At 70.5% G+C, this 16,837-nt stretch carries 18 protein-coding genes; 7 read left to right on the top strand and 11 right to left on the bottom strand.

Annotated elements, in window-relative coordinates; all coding sequences use genetic code 11:
- Positions 1-142: 142 nt before the first annotated feature.
- From hypE to phaR, 8 genes are all read right to left on the bottom strand, one after another.
- Complete coding sequence (hypE, locus tag G472_RS0102755) at positions 143-1,189, bottom strand: hydrogenase expression/formation protein HypE (RefSeq protein WP_029007149.1); 1,047 nt, start codon at positions 1,187-1,189, stop codon at positions 143-145.
- Positions 1,190-1,230: 41 nt separating this feature from the next.
- The gene (locus tag G472_RS0102750) at positions 1,231-1,455 is read right to left on the bottom strand and encodes a HypC/HybG/HupF family hydrogenase formation chaperone (RefSeq protein WP_029007148.1); all 225 of its coding nucleotides are present in this window, start codon (positions 1,453-1,455) and stop codon (positions 1,231-1,233) included.
- Positions 1,456-1,468: 13 nt separating this feature from the next.
- Positions 1,469-2,446 carry a hydrogenase nickel incorporation protein HypB gene (gene hypB, locus G472_RS0102745; RefSeq protein WP_029007147.1) on the bottom strand — a complete coding sequence of 326 codons (978 nt, stop codon included), beginning with the start codon at positions 2,444-2,446 and terminating at the stop codon, positions 1,469-1,471.
- Positions 2,446-2,778 (bottom strand): hydrogenase maturation nickel metallochaperone HypA/HybF, encoded by a 333-nt coding sequence (locus tag G472_RS0102740; RefSeq protein WP_245593365.1) that lies wholly within the window; start codon positions 2,776-2,778, stop codon positions 2,446-2,448. Before G472_RS0102740 ends, hypB begins: the two co-directional genes overlap by 1 nt.
- Before the next feature lie 12 nt (positions 2,779-2,790).
- A complete protein-coding gene (locus tag G472_RS0102735) occupies positions 2,791-3,954 on the bottom strand; it encodes a hypothetical protein (protein WP_029007145.1) in 1,164 nt (387 codons plus the stop codon).
- Positions 3,951-4,646, bottom strand: coding sequence for a [NiFe]-hydrogenase assembly chaperone HybE (hybE, locus tag G472_RS40745; RefSeq protein ID WP_051340218.1), 696 nt, complete (start codon positions 4,644-4,646; stop codon positions 3,951-3,953). The genes G472_RS0102735 and hybE overlap by 4 nt, the downstream gene beginning before the upstream one ends.
- Positions 4,643-4,921, bottom strand: coding sequence for a HypC/HybG/HupF family hydrogenase formation chaperone (locus G472_RS0102725; protein ID WP_029007144.1), 279 nt, complete (start codon positions 4,919-4,921; stop codon positions 4,643-4,645). Before G472_RS0102725 ends, hybE begins: the two co-directional genes overlap by 4 nt.
- A gap of 118 nt (positions 4,922-5,039) precedes the next feature.
- The gene (gene phaR / locus G472_RS0102720; protein ID WP_029007143.1) at positions 5,040-5,651 is read right to left on the bottom strand and encodes a polyhydroxyalkanoate synthesis repressor PhaR; all 612 of its coding nucleotides are present in this window, start codon (positions 5,649-5,651) and stop codon (positions 5,040-5,042) included.
- A 533-nt stretch (positions 5,652-6,184) separates the two neighbouring features.
- Here phaR and G472_RS0102715 point away from each other — a divergent pair.
- The 3 genes from G472_RS0102715 (at position 6,185) to phbB (ending at position 9,528) form a co-directional block, all read left to right on the top strand.
- Positions 6,185-7,408: an alpha/beta fold hydrolase gene (locus G472_RS0102715; RefSeq protein ID WP_029007142.1), complete on the top strand. Its 1,224-nt coding sequence runs from the start codon at positions 6,185-6,187 to the stop codon at positions 7,406-7,408.
- A 112-nt stretch (positions 7,409-7,520) separates the two neighbouring features.
- Positions 7,521-8,696, top strand: coding sequence for an acetyl-CoA C-acetyltransferase (locus G472_RS0102710; RefSeq protein WP_029007141.1), 1,176 nt, complete (start codon positions 7,521-7,523; stop codon positions 8,694-8,696).
- A 109-nt stretch (positions 8,697-8,805) separates the two neighbouring features.
- Complete coding sequence (gene phbB, locus G472_RS0102705) at positions 8,806-9,528, top strand: acetoacetyl-CoA reductase (protein WP_029007140.1); 723 nt, start codon at positions 8,806-8,808, stop codon at positions 9,526-9,528.
- Positions 9,529-9,602: 74 nt separating this feature from the next.
- Here phbB and G472_RS0102700 read toward each other — a convergent pair whose 3' ends face one another.
- Together G472_RS0102700 and G472_RS0102695 are read right to left on the bottom strand one after the other, a co-directional pair.
- The gene (locus G472_RS0102700) at positions 9,603-11,066 is read right to left on the bottom strand and encodes a helicase HerA-like domain-containing protein (protein ID WP_051340216.1); all 1,464 of its coding nucleotides are present in this window, start codon (positions 11,064-11,066) and stop codon (positions 9,603-9,605) included.
- Positions 11,067-11,138: 72 nt separating this feature from the next.
- Positions 11,139-11,906: a methyltransferase domain-containing protein gene (locus G472_RS0102695; protein ID WP_245593364.1), complete on the bottom strand. Its 768-nt coding sequence runs from the start codon at positions 11,904-11,906 to the stop codon at positions 11,139-11,141.
- Between the two features lie 55 nt (positions 11,907-11,961).
- On the opposite strand from G472_RS0102695, the gene aroQ reads away from it, so the two are divergent.
- From aroQ to accC, 3 genes are read left to right on the top strand one after another with little or no spacing between them, the layout of a single operon-like run.
- Positions 11,962-12,411: a type II 3-dehydroquinate dehydratase gene (gene aroQ, locus G472_RS0102690; RefSeq protein ID WP_029007137.1), complete on the top strand. Its 450-nt coding sequence runs from the start codon at positions 11,962-11,964 to the stop codon at positions 12,409-12,411.
- A 23-nt stretch (positions 12,412-12,434) separates the two neighbouring features.
- Positions 12,435-12,893 carry an acetyl-CoA carboxylase biotin carboxyl carrier protein gene (gene accB, locus G472_RS0102685; RefSeq protein WP_029007136.1) on the top strand — a complete coding sequence of 153 codons (459 nt, stop codon included), beginning with the start codon at positions 12,435-12,437 and terminating at the stop codon, positions 12,891-12,893.
- Between the two features lie 19 nt (positions 12,894-12,912).
- Complete coding sequence (accC, locus tag G472_RS0102680) at positions 12,913-14,256, top strand: acetyl-CoA carboxylase biotin carboxylase subunit (RefSeq protein ID WP_029007135.1); 1,344 nt, start codon at positions 12,913-12,915, stop codon at positions 14,254-14,256.
- A 31-nt stretch (positions 14,257-14,287) separates the two neighbouring features.
- Here the strand turns inward: accC and G472_RS0102675 are convergent, their stop codons facing one another.
- On the bottom strand, positions 14,288-14,935 hold the full coding sequence (locus G472_RS0102675; protein WP_035690714.1) for a ribonuclease T2 family protein: 648 nt from the start codon (positions 14,933-14,935) through the stop codon (positions 14,288-14,290).
- A gap of 175 nt (positions 14,936-15,110) precedes the next feature.
- Between G472_RS0102675 and G472_RS0102670 the strand changes: the two genes are divergently transcribed.
- Positions 15,111-16,817: a methyl-accepting chemotaxis protein gene (locus G472_RS0102670; RefSeq protein ID WP_029007133.1), complete on the top strand. Its 1,707-nt coding sequence runs from the start codon at positions 15,111-15,113 to the stop codon at positions 16,815-16,817.
- Positions 16,818-16,837 lie beyond the last annotated feature (20 nt).

Genomic DNA, 16,837 nt, shown 5'->3' with positions numbered 1-16,837 from the left:
GCTGCTCCCGTCACCGCCGGGAACCGGGGTGCAAGCGAGACCTGCGCCGAGACCAGTGTGCAAACTATCATGGCGAAACCTTGATCTCAATTTCGGCGCCCGGAATAGCCGCTCTACCGGAAAATGGGAACTCTGCACCGTCTCAGCAAATGCGGGGGAGCTGTTCCCCCGACAGCCAATCGACGATCCGCCGTCCGCCGAAACGGGTCTCCATCTGGATGAAGTGGTGGGGATCCTCGTGCACGGTGCCGATGACCGCGGCGTCGCGCCCCAGCGGGTGGGCGCGCATGGCGGCCAGCAGGCGGTCGGCCTCTTCCGGCGCGCACACGGCGATCAGCTTGCCTTCGTTGGCGACGTAGAGCGGATCGAGCCCCAGCAGCTCGCACGCCGCCGCCACCTCGTTGCGGACGGGGATGTCGGCCTCGCGGATCAGCATGCCGACTCCGGACTGGTGGGCGATCTCATTCAGCGTCGTCGCCAGGCCGCCGCGCGTCGGGTCGCGCAGGACGTGGACGTCGGGCACCGCCGCCACCATGCCGGCCACCAGCGTGTGCAGGGCGGCGCTGTCGGAGACGATGGCGGTGTCGAAGGCCAGGTTCTCGCGCGTGGACATGATGGCCACGCCGTGGTCGCCCATGGTGCCGTTGACCAGGACGACGTCGCCCGGCCGCGCCCGGTCGCCCGACGGCGCCACGCCGTCCGGCACCACGCCCAGACCCGTGGTGGTGATGAACACGCCGTCGCCCTTGCCGCGCTCCACCACCTTGGTGTCGCCGGTGACGATGGGCACGCCGGCGGCGCGCGCCGCCGCCGCCATGGCGTCGACGATGCGCCCGAGGTCGGCCAGCGGAAACCCCTCCTCCAGGATGAAGCCGGCGGTCAGGTACAGCGGCCGCGCGCCGGCCATGGCCACGTCGTTGACCGTGCCATGGACGGCCAGCGACCCGATGTCGCCACCGGGAAAGAACAGAGGCGAGACGACGAAGCCGTCGGTCGTCACCACCATCCGGCCGGCCGGCGGGTCGAAGGCCGCCTGGTCGTTCCCCTGGTCGAGGAAGGGGTTGGCGAAGGCCGCGGCGAACATCTCGCGCACGAGCTGCGCCATGGCTTTGCCGCCCGACCCGTGGCTCATGTCCACCGATCCGCGGGCGCGGTCGAGCTTGCGGGGGAAGAGGCGGCCGGAGTCCATGGCGGCGGTGTCCGATGCGGTTCCGTGGGGTCGGGGACGGGTCACGCCGCCGTTGCTCCCACCTCGGCGAGCAGGGCGAGGGTGCGTTCGGCCTCCTCGCGGTCGAGGCGGGTGAGGGCGTAGCCGACGTGGACGATGACGTAGTCGTCGACGGCCACGCCTTCGACCAGCGCCAGCGACACGGTGGTGCGCACACCGCCCAGTGAGACGACGGCGCGGTCATCCGGAGTCAGTTCGACGACGCGGGCGGGGACGGCGAGGCACATGGCGGTGCTCCTCTCAACGGGCGGCGCCGGCGGCGGCGAGGCCGGACTCGATCCAGGCGTACCAGCGCTGCATCCCCTCGCCGGTGGTGGCGGACACCTCCATCACCTCCAGCCCCGGCTTCAGGCGCCGCGCGTACTCCACCATGCGGGCCATGTCGAAGGCAAGATGGGGCAGAAGATCCACCTTGTTGACCAGCAGCAGGTCGGCGGTGGCGAACATCTGCGGGTATTTCAGGGGCTTGTCCTCCCCCTCGGTCACCGACAGGACGACCACCCGCCGGGTCTCGCCCAGATCGAATCCGGCGGGGCAGACGAGATTGCCGACGTTCTCGACGAACAGCACGCCGGCGTCGGCGATGCCCAGCCGTCCCACCGCCTGCGTCACCATCTGGGCGTCGAGGTGGCAGCCCTTGCCGGTGTTGATCTGGATGGCCGGCGTGCCGGTGGCGCGGATGCGGTCGGCATCAAAGCTGGTTTGCTGGTCGCCTTCGATGACCGCCATGGGGAAGCGGCCCTTCAGATCGGTCAGCGTGCGGGTCAGCAGGGTGGTTTTGCCCGAACCGGGGCTGGACATCAGGTTCAGCACGAAGACGCCGCGGGCGGCGAAGAGCTGACGGTTGACCGCCGCGAAGGCGTCGTTCTTGGCGAGGATGTCCTGCTCGATCCGCACCAGGCGGCCCTGGCTCATCCCGGCCACGCTGACGCCGGCCGGCCCGGTTCCCATATGCAGATCGCCGTGGCCATGGTCATGGTCGTGTCCATGGCCATGCTTATGCCCGTGGCCGTGGTCATGCCCATGGCCGTGGTCATGCCCATGTCCCTGATCGTGGGAATGGGTGTGGGAATGGGTGTGGGCATGACCGTGGCTGTGGCGGACCACCGTGCCGTCGGGTCCGACGTGCTCGTGTTCATGCTCATGGTCGTGTTCATGCGCGTGGGCGTGGCCTTCGCCCACCGCAGCGTCCTGGCCGCAGCCGCAGACCGTGCACATCACTCCACCTCCAGTTCCATCACGCGCAGTTCCTCGCCGCCGACGAGGACCATTTGATGCCCGCCGCATAGGGGGCAGGGATCGTACCGTTGCGCCAGCGGCACCGGTGCGCCGCAGGGCATGCAGAACGCCCGACCCGGTGGCCGCTCCACCTCCAACCGCGCGCCTTCGGCGATCGTACCGCGGCTGATCGCGTCGAAGCAGAACAGGATGGCCGCCGGCTCCACATGGGACAAGGCGCCGATCTCCAACCGGACCGCGCGCACGGCGGTGAACCCCTGCGCCCCGGCCTGATCGCGGATCACGTCGACGATGCTCCGGGTCAACGCCATCTCGTGCATGGCTCACGCCTCAGCCACGGTGATGGCCGACGCCACGCAGGGGTCAAGCGCCGCCACCAGCACGGCGGCCCGCCGCTCCAGGCCGGCGTCGGCGGCAGCACCCGTCAGGCCCCGGGCCAGCGGGCCGTCGGGGGCGAAGTTCCATTCCGTGGGCGCGACGCTGCGCAGATCGGCGACCTGCCCGTCCTCCACCACGATGCGCTGGGCCAGACGGCCGCGCGCCGTTTCCACCACCGCGGCTCCGATTCCCGACCGGGTGGCCGGCGCGCCGCGCCGTGCGGGGACGAGTGCCGTGGCGGCAGCCCGCAGGCGCTCCGGCGCCTCGGCCAGCTCGACCAAACGGGCCGCCAGATGGACGGCGGCGCCGGTGCCGTGGCGGGCCCGCAGATCCGCCACCAGCGGGTGATGCCACCGGCGGGCGAGCGGCCCGGTCAGCGCCGGCGCGCCATCGTGGTGGGGGCGGGCGGCGAATCCGTCGTCCGCCGCCAGGCGCTCGGCGAACCAGGACGCGGGGACCTCCGGCAGCGCCGCCACGGCGCAGGCGCCGAAGCCGGCCAGGTCCGGCTGAAGGACGCGGTGCAGCAGGCGGGCGGCAGGGGTGCGGCCGGCAGCGGCCCGGGCGGCCAGCGCGTCGGCGTCGCCGGGCAGGGGATCGCCGCCCAGCACGTCCGCCGCGATGCCCGCGGCCAGCACGTCCGCCGCACGGCGCAGCGCCGCCGGATCGGGTCGGAGATCGCCGCCGCCGGGGCGCAGGCCGTTGCCGTCCGGGTACAGGGCCGGCGCCACCGCGGCTGCCGCGGCGCGCAGCGGCGCCAGGCGATCGGCGGCGGGGGGCTCGCCCAGCAGGCGGGGCCAGTCCACCAGCGCCTGCCAGGCATGGCTGGCTGCCGTCTCGGCCTCCACCATCAGGGCGCGGGCGGCGGCGTGCGCCGGGGCGGGGTCGAAGGCCAGCGCCTGCTCGACGGCGGTGGCGGCGGCAACACCCTGGGCGGTGCCGCACACGCTGAACAGCAGCGGGACGAGGCGCATCGCCTCGTCCAGCGGGCGGCCGGCGAGGGCCCGCGCCGCGGCGGGCCGCCGGATGGTGACGCGGGCCTCCCGCACCCTGCCGGCGCTGACGAGCAGGCGGATGGCGACCGCCCCCTCGATGCCGGCGGTCGCGGTCATGCCCGCCTGCCGCGGAACAGGGAACGCCGGGACACGCCGCCCGACCTTTCCGCAGCGGGCGCCGACGCCGGTTCCGGCTCCGGTGCGGCCGGCGGTTCCGGCGGACGCGGCGTCAGCACCGTCTTCAATGCGGCGACGGCGGCGGCGACGGCGTCGTTGCGGTCGCGCAGCACGGTCATGTCGGACACCGCGGGAATCGCGGCGATGGCGCCCAGCGCCCCCAGACGGGCGATGGTGAACCCATAGGTGGCGGACGGCATCACCTCCGACACCTTGTCGCCGTCGTTCAGGGACTCGTAGCGTGCGGGGTCGTTGGGAAGCAGGACGACGTTCAGCGTCCAGGGTGTGATCAGCGCGCCCAGCATGGCGTCGCCGTAGGGGTGGAACTCCACCGCCTCGACCGACAGGGCGGAGTTGCACACGGGCAACCCCTTCATGTCCGTCGCGGCCACGTGCCGGTACGCCTCGATGAGGGCGACGACGCGCTCGCGCGCGGGATCGGCACTGACGGCGGGGCCGGCGAAGCGATGGGGAGCGGCGCCGCAGCCGGGGCAGCGCCAGCCGGCGGGCAGTCGGGCAAAGGCCGTGCCCGGCGGCACGCCGCGCGCGGGATCGCCGGCGGCGGGGTCGTAGAGGTGCCCGCAGTCGCCGCAGTCCAGGCTGCGGGCAGGGTCGAATCCGGCGGTGATCACCCTTCGGCCTCCCGTGCGGCGATGATGTCCGCGAACAGATGATCGGTGTTCTCGCCGCGCATGGACAGGACCAGGGCGTCGAGGGCGTCGTTGAGGGGACCGAGTTCCTCGTCGTCCAGGATGCGGACCGCGTCGTTGCGGTGCACCAGCACCCACCCGCCCGGCGGCACCGGTCCCGCCAGCATCAGGGACACCGTGCGCTCCGCCCCGCGCCCGGCGCACCGCGCGACGAGTCCGTCCGTTTCGATCACCTGCATGGGGATGCCGAGGCACATGGAAGCCGCATCGTCGGTTGCAACGCCGCAGCGTCGACCGCAACACGGCACCGCCGCATTGACGTGCGTCAACGCGGCCTTACGGTGCCGGGCCGGCGTGTGCCCCGCTCCCGTCGACTCACCGGGGCGGTGTGCGCCCCGGCTTGGAGATGGACGAGATCTGCTTCTGCAACTCGTCGATGCGCTTCTGCAGGTCCTCCAGCGATTCCTCGCTCTCGGGCTTGCCCCTGGCCGCGGGCGGCTGCGCCTCACCGGCGCCTTCCTGGGGGCCGAAGGGCGTGAACATGCGCATCGCCCGCTCGAACATGGCCAGGTTCTGCTTGCCCACTTCCTCGAACCGGCCGAACGGGAACATGCCGCCCAGCGTGTTCTGGAAATAGTCGCGCATCTGCTCCTGGTTCCGGGCAAACGACTGCATGCTATACTCCAGGTACCGCGGCACCATCCACTGCATGTTGTCGCCGTAGAACCCGATCAACTGGCGCAGAAAGCTGATGGGGAGCAGGTTCTGTCCCTTGCTTTCTTCTTCCACGATGATCTGGGTGAGCACGGAGCGGGTGATGTCCTCTCCGGTTTTGGCGTCGTACACGACGAAGTCGAGGCCATCCTTCACCATCTGGCACAGATGGTCCAGCGTCACGTAGCTGCTGGTAGCGGTGTTGTAGAGGCGTCGGTTGGCGTACTTCTTGATCGTGATCGGAGCGGACTTCTGATCTTCCTTGTCGGCCATCGTGGGGTCTTTCGATACGGAATGTCCGGCGGCAATCGCGCTTGATTAGACCTACGCCATACGCGGGCTACAGGCAAGCTTTTGGCGGTCAATCGTCCGCGACGCGGCGTCATGACGTCGCGGCGCGGAGTTTCAAGCGCACTCTGGTCAAGGGCGCGCCTCCCCTCCTATACTGTTGGTCATGGATGACCCGACCGACTCCGACCCGCCATCCCTGGATGCGCTGGCCCGCCGCTACCTGGATCTGTGGCAGGACCAGTGGGCCGCCATGGCGGCCGATCCCGAGGTGGCGGAGAACCTGGCACGGCTGTTCGCGGCGATGGGGCAGGGTGCGGCGTCGTTCGCCCCCTTCACCTTCGGTTCCGGCGGCTTCGCCTTCGGCGCGGCACCGGGAACCGGCTGGGACCCGCGCCCGCCCCCCAACCCCGCAGCGTTCCGCACATGGCCGCAGACCAGCACCGCACCGCCGACCGCTGCCGATCCGACCGCTGCCGAACCGGCCGCCGCCGAACCGCCCGGCCGGGAGCCGCCCCGTGAGCGCACCGCCGCCGTGGGTGCCGCGCCGGGGGCCGCGGCCGCTGGGGTTGCATCTGGCGACGGTGACGGCCGCGCTGCTGTCCTCGCCGGCCGGGTTGCCGCCCTGGAGGAGCGGCTGGCCAAACTGGAATCCGGACCTGCGGGAACGGGCGCAGGCGCTGCACCGGGACCTGGCCGGCGCCGACCCCGACGGGCTGCGCCGCGCTCTTGACCGGGAGGTGCGGCGGCGCCTGGACCTGATGCTCACCGGGCTGGAGCGCTACCGCCATCACCCCTACCGCCGCACGCTGCCCGACCCGCCCGCCGTGTGGACGGAAGGTGCCAGCCGCCTGCTCGACCACGGTCCCGACGGCGGGGTTCCCGTGCTGTTCGTGCCGTCGCTGGTCAACCGCGCCTATGTGCTGGACCTGTCGGAGGAGCGCAGCCTGATGCGCTGGCTGGCGGGGCAAGGGGTGCGGCCGCTGCTGCTGGACTGGGGGTCGGTCGGGCCGCTGGAGCGTCGCTTCACCCTGACCGATTACATCGCCGGCCGGCTGGAGCGCGCGCTGGAGGCGGCGGTCGACCTGACCGGGCGGCGGGTGGCGGTGGCCGGCTATTGCATGGGCGGTCTGCTGGCGACCGCACTGGCCCTGCGCCGCCCGCGGGAAGTGGCGTCGCTGCTGCTGCTGGCCACGCCCTGGGATTTCCATGCCGACGACGCCGCCACGGCGCGCCGGGCCGCGGCCTTCTTCCAGCCCTTCGGGCCGCTGGTGGAGGCGTGGGGCGAACTGCCGGTGGACGCCATCCAGTCCCTGTTCGCCCAGCTCGACCCCTTCCTCGTCCTGAAGAAGTTCAGCCGGTTCGCCCGGATGGCGCCCGACGGTGCCGCGGCCCGCGCCTTCGTGGCGCTGGAGGACTGGCTGAACGACGGCGTGCCGCTGGCCGCCGCGGTGGCGCGCGACACCCTGGCGGGATGGTACGGACGCAACGATACGGCGCTTGGCACCTGGCTGGTCGGCGGCCTGCCGGTAGACCCCCGGCGGGTCGCCGTGCCGACGCTGGCCCTGGTGCCCGGTCGCGACCGCATCGTTCCGCCGGCATCGGCAAAGGCTCTGGTCGACAGAATACCGGGCGGGCAAATGATCGTTCCGCCGCTGGGACATATCGGGATGGTCGTTGGTTCGGGTGCGGAACAGGGGGTATGGCGACCAATAGCCGAATGGATTAACCTCACCGGCTAGGAGGCTAACCACGGTTGTCTTGCATTGAGGGGGTTCTTGCAACTAAGGTGATCGGCGTCCGATCTCCTTTCCGCCGACATAATAAATCCGTCAAGAATCGAGGAGCGTCAACATGACCGAGGTCGTTATCGCCGGTGCCGCCCGTACCCCCGTGGGATCCTTCAACGGAAGCCTCAGCTCCGTTCCCGCGCACTTTCTCGGTGAGGTGGCGATCCGCGAGGCGCTGACCCGCGCCAAGGTGGAAGCCGGCGAGGTCAACGAAGTGATCATGGGCCAGATCCTCACCGCCGGTCAGGGCCAGAACCCGGCCCGCCAGGCTGCCATCAACGCGGGCATCCCGGCCGAGGCGACGGCCTTCGGCATCAACCAGCTCTGCGGTTCGGGTCTGCGCGCCGTGGCTCTCGGTCATCAGGCGATCCGCGAGGGCGACGCCGACATCATGGTGGTCGGCGGCCAGGAGAGCATGAGCATGGCTCCCCACGTCATGCACCTGCGCGGCGGGGTGAAGATGGGCTCGGCGGAGATGCTGGACACCATGCTGAAGGATGGCCTGTGGGACGCCTTCCAGGGCTATCACATGGGCAACACCGCCGAGAACGTCGCCCAGAAGTGGCAGCTCACCCGTGATGAGCAGGATGCATTCGCCGCCTCCTCCCAGCAGAAGGCCGAGGCGGCGCAGAAGGCCGGCCGCTTCAAGGATGAGATCGTCCCGGTCACCCTCAAGACCCGCAAGGGTGACGTGGTTGTGGACACCGACGAGTATCCCAAGCACGGCACCACCATGGAGACGCTGGCCAAGCTGCGCCCGGCCTTCTCCAAGGACGGCACGGTGACCGCCGGCAACGCGTCGGGCATCAACGACGGCGCCGCGGCGCTGGTGCTGATGAGCGCCGACAACGCCGCCCGGCGCGGTGTCGCCCCCCTGGCCCGCATCGTCGCCTGGGCGACGGCGGGCGTCGATCCGGCGATCATGGGCACCGGCCCGATCCCGGCCAGCCGCAGGGCCCTGGAAAAGGCCGGCTGGTCCATCGACGACCTGGACCTGATCGAGGCGAACGAGGCCTTCGCCGCGCAGGCGCTGGCGGTCAACAAGGACCTGGGCTGGGACACCGGCAAGGTGAACGTCAACGGCGGCGCCATCGCGCTGGGCCACCCGGTCGGCGCCTCGGGCGCGCGCGTCCTCGTCACGCTGCTGCATGAGATGCAGAAGCGCGACGCCAAGAAGGGGCTCGCCACTCTGTGCATCGGCGGCGGCATGGGCATCGCCCTCTGCGTCGCCCGCGACTGATGCGGCCCGGCCGGCCGCGGCCGCCTCCGATCGGGGGCGGTCCGCCGGCCGGCGTCACGCGGTCCGATCCGATTCGAATCCAACAATAGACCATAGTGGGGGAAAGCTCATGGCACGTGTGGCAGTGGTTACCGGCGGGACCCGCGGCATCGGCGAGGCGATCTGCGTCGCGCTGAAGAACGCCGGCTACAAGGTCGCGGCGAATTATGCCGGCAACGACGAAAAGGCCCGCGAGTTCTCGGAGCGCACGGGCATTCCTGTGTACAAGTTCGATGTGTCGGACTTCGATGCGTGCAAGGCCGGCTGCGAGAAGATCACCGCCGAACTCGGCCCGATCGACGTGCTGATCAACAACGCCGGCATCACCCGCGACGGCGTCATGCACCGCATGACCTACAAGCAGTGGGAGGAGGTGATCCACACCAATCTCTCGTCCTGCTTCAACATGTGCCGCAACGTCATCGACGGCATGCGCGAGCGCGGTTTCGGGCGCATCGTCAACATCGGCTCGGTCAACGGCCAGGCCGGCCAGTACGGTCAGGTCAACTACGCCGCGGCCAAGTCGGGCATCCACGGCTTCACCAAGGCGCTGGCGCAGGAGAGCGCGGCCAAGGGCATCACGGTCAACGCCATCGCCCCCGGCTACATCGACACCGATATGGTGCGCGCGGTGCCGGCCAACGTGCTGGAGAAGATCGTCGCCCGCATCCCCGTCGGCCGTCTCGGCAAGGCGGAGGAGATCGCCAAGGCCGTTCTCTATCTCGTCGACGACGACAACGGCTTCATGACCGGATCGACCCTGTCGGTCAACGGCGGCCAGCACATGTACTGATCCGCGGCGGTCCTCCGCCGTGACGTGGACGCCCCTTCCCCGCCGGCCCGGGGAAGGGGCGTTGCTGTTTCCGCCTACCCTTTGAGGATCGAACCGAGGATGCCGCGCACGATGCGGCGGCCCAGTTGGGTGCCGATCTCGCGCGCGATGCCGGTGGCGATGCGCTCCGCCGTCGAGCCGCGCGACGCGGTTGCCGGGACGCGGGAGCGGCCCGCCGCCCGCTGCGCCGGCGCCGGGGATGGCGGCGGCGATGCGCCCTCGCGGGCGCGCAGGCGTTCGTAGGCGCTCTCGCGGTCGATGGCGGTGTCGTAGACCCCGGCGACCGGGCTGGCGGCGACGGTTGCCGCGCGCTCGTCGGCGGTGAGCGGACCGACGCGGGAGCGGGGCGGGCGGATCAGCGTGCGTTCCACCATGGCCGGCGCGCCGCGCTCGTCGAGGAAGGAGACGAGCGCCTCGCCGACGCCCAGTTCGCCGATGACCGCGGTGGTGTCGAAGCGGGGGTTGGGGCGGAAGGTGTCGGCCGCCGCCCGCACCGCCTTGCGGTCGCGTGGGGTGAAGGCGCGCAGCGCGTGCTGCACCCGGTTGCCGAGCTGGCCCAGCACGCTTTCGGGGATGTCCAGCGGACTCTGGGTGACGAAATAGACGCCGACCCCCTTGGAGCGGATCAGGCGGACCACCCGCTCGATGCGGTCGGTCAGCTCCCGCGGGGTGCCGTCGAACAGCAGGTGCGCCTCGTCGAAGAACAGCACCAGCCGCGGCCGGTCGAGGTCCCCCACCTCGGGCAGCGTCTCGAACAGCTCCGACAGCAGCCAGACCAGCACCGTGCCGTACAGGCGGGGGCGTTCCAGCAGCACGTCGGCGGCCAGCACGCTGACCACGCCGCGCCCCTGCGCGTCGGTGCGCATCAGATCCCCGGGGTCGAGTCCCGGCTCCCCCAGCAGCGCGTCGCCGCCTTCCTGCTCCAGGGCCAGCAGGGCGCGGCCGATGGCACCGACGGAGGCGGCGCTGACGCTGCCGTAACGGGCGGCCAGCGCCTTCGCGTTCTCCCCCACGTAGCCGAGCATGGCGCGCAGGTCCTTGAGATCGAGCAGCAGCAGCCCTTCGTCGTCGGCCACGGCGAAGGCGACGGTCAGCACCCCCGTCTGAATCGGGTTGAGGTCCAGAAGGCGGGCCAGCAGCAGCGGCCCGATCTCGGACACCGGCACGCGTACGGGATGACCCTGACGCCCGAACACGTCCCACAGCAGGGCCGGATTGCCCCGCCAGTCGTCGGCCGGCAGCCCCAGACGGTCCAGCCGATCCGCGAAGGCTGGACGCGGCGTGCCGGGACGGGCGATCCCGGCGAGGTCGCCCTTTGCGTCCACCACGAACACCGCTGTGCCGAGGTCGGCGAACCCCTCCGCCAGAACCTGGAGCGTCAGCGTCTTGCCGGTGCCGGTGGCGCCGGCGATCAGTCCGTGCCGGTTGGCATAGCGGGCGAGCAGGCGCACCGGCCCGTCCGCCCCGCCGATCACGAGTCCCGCGCTGTCCGTCGTCATCGCCCCCTCCGACCGTGGATTTCCGGGCGGACTATGTTGCGGTACCCCGGCCGGTTGGCAAGGGTGGTGCAATCAGGTTCTGCGGAACCGGGCGAACCCGAAGCGCTGCTCCCGGCCCGCCGGGGTGACGTGGGTGACGCGTTCTGCATGCTCGATCGTGAAGGCCGGTTCGAAGACCGCGGACAGGGAGTGGAGGTCATGCCTCCGGACCGGCAGGCCGCTGCACCGTTCCGGCCCGTCCGGGGCGAAGATGCCCATCACCAGATGGCCGCCGGACACCACCCCGCGCGCGGCGGCGGCGGCATAACGTCGCTGATCCGCCGGATCGGTGAGGAAATGGAAAACGGCACGGTCGTGCCACAGACGGAAGGGGTGCGGTGGCTGCCAATCGGTGACATCTGCGGCAATCCAGGCCACGGAGTCGGCACGGATCCCCAGCCGGGCCCGCGCCGCGGCCAGCGCCGATGCGGCAATGTCGAGCACGGCGACACGGCCGAATCCGCGGTCGAGCAGGGCATCGACGAGGCGCGACGCCCCGCCGCCGACGTCGACCAACGGATCGTCCGGACATACCCCGGACTCCGCTATCAGGCGCAGGGACGGTTCCGGGGTCTCCTGGAACCAACTCAGTTCCACCTCATCGCGTGACGCATAGGCGGATTCCCAATGGCTTCGGCGGTCGAACGTCTCGGTCGCCATGGCGCTGCGCCTCGTCTGTGGTGGAGATCCCTTGGAGGAATTCTGTAGCATGCCGGAGGCTGTGTCACCGGTGGCCGCGTGACCACCGCCATTCAGGCCGTCGAAAGTGGAATTCGGCTGCCCCCGGCCTTGCCCTCCCATGACGGCGTGCTATAAACGCCCGTCCTGACCCCGGAGAGTGAGAGGGCGCCGTCTCGTGGCGATCGATGCGTCGATTCTGGTTCTGAACGGACCCAACCTGAACATGCTGGGCGTGCGCGAACCGCACATCTACGGCGCGACGACGCTCGACGACCTGGAGGCGCTGTGCCAGGAACGGGCGGAGCAGCTCGGGTTGTCGATCGACTTCCGCCAGTCGAACCACGAGGGCGAACTCGTGTCCTGGATTCAGGAATCGCGCACCGACCACGACGGCATCGTGATCAATGCCGGGGCGTACACCCACACATCCATCGCGATCCTCGACGCCCTGACCCTGTCGGAGCGGCCGGTGATCGAGGTGCACCTTTCGAACATCTACAAGCGCGAAACCTTCCGTCACCACTCCTACATTTCGGCGGTGGCGCAGGGGGTGATCTGCGGCTTCGGCCCTCAGGGATACCTGATGGCGCTCGACGCCATGGCGCAGATCGTCGGTCGCGATTGAGACAGCACGGGATTCCAGGAGACATGGCGAGCTTCGACATCGATGGCGACCTGATTCGCAAGCTGGCGGACCTGTTGCGCGAGACGGGCCTCAGCGAGATCGAGTTCGCCGAGGGCGAAAAGCGCATCCGCGTGACGCGCAGCGCCCCGGCGGCCGCGCTGGCCGTACCGACGGTTGCGGCGCCCGCCGCCCCGCCGGCGGTCCTTCCCGCGGCCGGCCCCTCCCGCGGCGCGGCCCCCGCCGGGCACCCCGGCGCGGTGACCTCGCCCATGGTCGGCACCGCCTATGTGGCGGCCGAGCCGAACAGCCCGCCCTTCGTCAAGGTCGGCGACACGGTGAAGGCGGGGCAGACCCTGCTGATCATCGAGGCCATGAAGGTGATGAACCCGATCAAGGCGCCGCGCGGCGGTACCGTGACCGAGGTCATGGTCGCGGATGCCCAGCCGGTCGAGTTCGGCGAAGTCCTTATGATCATCGAGTGAGAGGGGCAGCCCCTTGGCGATGTTTGAAAAGGTCCTGATCGCGAACCGTGGTGAGATCGCGCTGCGCATCCACCGCGCCTGCCGCGAGATGGGCATCCAAACCGTTGCGGTGCACTCCACCGCCGACGCCGACGCCATGCACGTCCGTCTCGCCGACGAGAGCGTGTGCATCGGCCCGCCGTCGGCGCGCGAGAGCTATCTCAACATTCCCGCGATTCTGTCGGCCGCCACGATCACCGGCGCCGACGCCATCCACCCCGGCATCGGCTTCCTGGCCGAGAACGCCCAGTTCGCCGAGATGGTGGAGGAGCACGGCTTCTGCTTCATCGGCCCGACGCCCGAACACATCCGCATCATGGGCGACAAGGTCACCGCCAAGAAGACGGTGAGCGACCTGGGGCTGCCGGTGGTGCCCGGATCCGACGGACCGGTGCTCTCCCTGGAGGAGGCGGCCGCCATCGCCCGCGACGTCGGCTACCCCGTGCTGATCAAGGCGGCGGCGGGCGGCGGCGGCAAGGGCATGAAGGTGGCCCGCAACCCCGAACAGCTCCGCGAAGCCTACCAGCTCGCCCGCGGCGAGGCGCGCGCCGCTTTCGGCAACGACGAGGTCTACCTCGAGAAGTATCTGGGCAAGCCGCGCCACATCGAGATCCAGCTCCTGGCCGACCTGCACGGCAACGCCGTGCATTTCGGCGAGCGCGACTGCTCGGTCCAGCGCCGCCACCAGAAGGTGATCGAAGAGGCGCCGTCGCCGGCCCTCAACGCCGCCCAGCGCGACTTCATCGGCGACCTGGCGGCGCGCACCACCCGCGGCATCGGCTACCGCGGCGTCGGCACCATGGAGTTCCTGTTCGAGGACGGGCAGTTCTACTTCATCGAGATGAACACCCGCCTGCAGGTCGAGCACACCATCAGCGAGATGATCACCGGCATCGACCTGGTGCGGGAGCAGATCCGCGTCGCCACCGGCGCGCCGCTGGGCTACACCCAGGCGGACATCCGCTTCCAGGGCCACTCCATCGAGTGCCGGCTGAACGCCGAGAACCCGGAGACGTTCATGCCGTCGCCCGGCAAGATCGACGGATATCACGCGCCCGGCGGTCTGGGTATCCGCGTCGATTCGGCGCTGTACGACGGCTACCGCGTGCCGCCCCACTACGACAGCCTGATCGCCAAGCTGGTGGTGCACGGTTCCACCCGCAACGAGTGTCTGATGCGTCTGCGCCGGGCGCTTGAAGAGTACGTCATCGGCGGCATCGACACCTCGCTGCCCCTGCACCAGCGCATCATCGCCGAGCCGGACTTCATCAACGGCTCCTACGACATCCACTGGCTGGAACACCTGATGGGGATGCGCAAGTAGCGCGTCCCCGCCGGAACTGCCGCTGATTCGGTCACCGCCCCGGCACGGACAGGACCGCGCGGCGGCCGCAGCGGTCGATCACGTCGCTGCCACAGGGCCGCGGCTTCAGCTCCCGGTCCAGGCACAGCCGGACCTCGGTGACGGCGTTCCGGCTGCAGATCATCGCGATCATCTCGGGCTTCAGGCCGGGGTTGGCCTGCACGAACCGGGCCTCCACCTCGGAGGCGCTCAGCGCCAGCCCCTCCGCCGGCTCGGCCAGGTCGGGGGGGACGGTGATGCCGGCGAACGCCGCCCGGGTGCGGGCGAAATACTCCTCCACGTCCAGGCCGCTGCAGGTGCCGTGCTTGCGCCACTGGTGGGTGATGAGGGGGACCGACGGCATCACCGGCATCATCGCATCGACCACCGCCTCCGGCACCCTTCGGGACGACGCGCACCGCTCCGGATAGCCGCCGCTGTCGTGCTGCGGCCACAGGCCGTGGATGATGAAGCCGAAACGCTTGTCGGCGCCGCACTGCTCCGGGCTCGCCCCTTCGTCCTGCCGGGCGCAGAAGGCCGGCGACCAGGAGAGGCTGAGGAGATAATAGTCGAACTCCCCCGGCCGGCCCCTGGTCTGGGCCGATGCCGTCGCGGCGCCCAGCATCACCGCCAGCAGCCCCAACGCCACCCACGCGCGCATCGCCCGTTCCTCCTGTCCGCGGTCCGACCGCGGCCTGATAGCATGACCGGGGCTGCCGTGTCGCGGCATCCCGTGACATTCGTCACAAGCGCGCGACCACCGATTGCCAAATGTCGAAGGCGGCTTAGTCTCATCGCTCACGCGGCCGCATGGCTAAGTTCCGGAGGGACCAGGGATGGTAATGTCGCTTCGCGATGTCCGCATCGCGACACGTCTGGCGGTGGGATTCGGGTGCACCCTCGCGCTGATGGCAGGGCTGACCGTGTTCGCGGTGCGCGAGGTCAACTCGGTCAACGCCAGCCTCACCACCATCAACGACGTCAACAGCGTCAAGCAGCGCCACGCCATTGATTTCCGGGGCAGCGTGCATGACCGGGCGATCGCGTTGCGCGACGTGGTGCTGCTGCCCGACGAGGCCGCCCGGCGGGCCGAGTTGCAGGAGATCGAGCGGCTGAGCGCCGCCTATGCGTCCGCCGCGCGGGCTCTCGATGCGATGTTCGCCGAGCGCACCGACGTCAAGCCGGCGGAGCGCCAGATCCTCGCCTCCATCAAGGAGATCGAGGCAAAGACGCTGCCCCTGGTCGCGGCCATCATCGACCACCGCCGGACCGGCAATCTCGACGCGGCGAACCGCATGCTGGTGACCGAGGCGCGCCCCGCCTTCGTAGAGTGGCTGGCCCGCATCAACCGGTTCATCGATTTCCAGGAGGCGGAGAACCGGACCATCGCCACCGAGGTCCGCCGCATGACCCGCGGCTTCGAGACGCTGATGCTGGTCCTGTGCGGCATCGCCCTTCTGGTGGGCGGCGGCTTCGCCTGGTGGTCGATCCAGTCGGTCCGTCCCCTGCGCCGGCTGACCGCCGCGACGCTGACCCTGGCCGACGGCGACCTGACGGTTGAGATCCCGCGCGTCGGCGGCCGCGACGAGGTCGGCGATATCGTGCGCGCCGTCCAGGTGTTCAAGGACAACATGCTGAACGCCAAGCGGCTGGAGGCCGAGGCGGCGGAGGCGGAGCGGCGCGCCGACGAGGAGAAGCGCAAGGCCATGCGCGGCCTTGCCGACGGCTTCGAGGCCAGCGTCGGGTCGGTGGTGGGCCAGGTGTCGGCGGCGGCCGGCGGCCTGGAGACCACGGCCCGCGCCCTGTCCGCCGCCATGGGCGAGACGAACGGCCAGGCCAGCACCGTCGCTGCCGCCGCCGGTCAGGCGACCGCCAACGTGGAGACGGTGGCGCGGGCCTGTGATGATCTGGCGGCGTCGATCCGCGGCATCGGCGAGCGGGTCCGCCAGTCCCTGGAGATCTCCGAGCGCGCGGTGGGGCGCGCCGAGGAGACCCGGACCACCGCCCAGGGGCTGGTTGCCTCCGCCGACAAGATCAGCGAGGTGGTGGATCTGATCAACGACATCGCCCAGCAGACCAACCTGCTTGCGTTGAACGCCACCATCGAGGCGGCACGGGCCGGCGAGGCCGGCAAGGGCTTCGCGGTGGTGGCGTCGGAGGTGAAGAACCTGGCGACCCAGACCGCACGGGCCACCGAGGACATCACCGCCCAGATCGACGAGGTCCAGGCCATCATCCGGCGCACGGTGGACGCCATCCGCGACATCGCCGCCGTCATCGGCGAGAGCAGCGCCATCGCCACGACCATCGCCACCGCCGTGGAGGAACAGAACGCCGCGACTCAGGAGATTGCCCGCAACGTCCAACAGGCATCGGCCGGCACGGCCGACGTGTCCGGAGCGATCACCCGGGTGTCCCGCGCCGCGGCCGACGGCGGGGAGGCCGCCGACCGTGTGCTGGGCAGTGCCCGGGACCTGTCCCGGTCGGCGGAAACCCTGCGCCGGGAGATGGACGGGTTCCTGGCCACCGTGCGCGCGGCCTGATCACGGCAACCCTGATCATC

It is taken from the genome of Azospirillum halopraeferens DSM 3675, assembly GCF_000429625.1.
GTDB classification, from domain to species: Bacteria; Pseudomonadota; Alphaproteobacteria; order Azospirillales; family Azospirillaceae; genus Azospirillum; species Azospirillum halopraeferens.
The sequence above is the reverse complement of the archived record's forward strand: the minus strand, read 5'-3'. Positions and strand labels throughout refer to the sequence as shown.

Bases quoted from the DNA above. Each gene is read 5' to 3' on its own strand.
- hypE (WP_029007149.1), bottom strand. From the start codon at position 1,189: ATGGACTCCGGCCGCCTCTTCCCCCGCAAGCTCGACCGCGCCCGCGGA.
- G472_RS0102750 (WP_029007148.1), bottom strand. From the start codon at position 1,455: ATGTGCCTCGCCGTCCCCGCCCGCGTCGTCGAACTGACTCCGGATGAC.
- hypB (WP_029007147.1), bottom strand. From the start codon at position 2,446: ATGTGCACGGTCTGCGGCTGCGGCCAGGACGCTGCGGTGGGCGAAGGC.
- G472_RS0102740 (WP_245593365.1), bottom strand. From the start codon at position 2,778: ATGGCGTTGACCCGGAGCATCGTCGACGTGATCCGCGATCAGGCCGGG.
- G472_RS0102735 (WP_029007145.1), bottom strand. From the start codon at position 3,954: ATGACCGCGACCGCCGGCATCGAGGGGGCGGTCGCCATCCGCCTGCTC.
- G472_RS0102725 (WP_029007144.1), bottom strand. From the start codon at position 4,921: ATGTGCCTCGGCATCCCCATGCAGGTGATCGAAACGGACGGACTCGTC.
- phaR (WP_029007143.1), bottom strand. From the start codon at position 5,651: ATGGCCGACAAGGAAGATCAGAAGTCCGCTCCGATCACGATCAAGAAG.
- G472_RS0102710 (WP_029007141.1), top strand. From the start codon at position 7,521: ATGACCGAGGTCGTTATCGCCGGTGCCGCCCGTACCCCCGTGGGATCC.
- phbB (WP_029007140.1), top strand. From the start codon at position 8,806: ATGGCACGTGTGGCAGTGGTTACCGGCGGGACCCGCGGCATCGGCGAG.
- G472_RS0102700 (WP_051340216.1), bottom strand. From the start codon at position 11,066: ATGACGACGGACAGCGCGGGACTCGTGATCGGCGGGGCGGACGGGCCG.
- G472_RS0102695 (WP_245593364.1), bottom strand. From the start codon at position 11,906: ATGGGAGGGCAAGGCCGGGGGCAGCCGAATTCCACTTTCGACGGCCTG.
- accB (WP_029007136.1), top strand. From the start codon at position 12,435: ATGGCGAGCTTCGACATCGATGGCGACCTGATTCGCAAGCTGGCGGAC.
- accC (WP_029007135.1), top strand. From the start codon at position 12,913: ATGTTTGAAAAGGTCCTGATCGCGAACCGTGGTGAGATCGCGCTGCGC.
- G472_RS0102675 (WP_035690714.1), bottom strand. From the start codon at position 14,935: ATGCGCGCGTGGGTGGCGTTGGGGCTGCTGGCGGTGATGCTGGGCGCC.
- G472_RS0102670 (WP_029007133.1), top strand. From the start codon at position 15,111: ATGGTAATGTCGCTTCGCGATGTCCGCATCGCGACACGTCTGGCGGTG.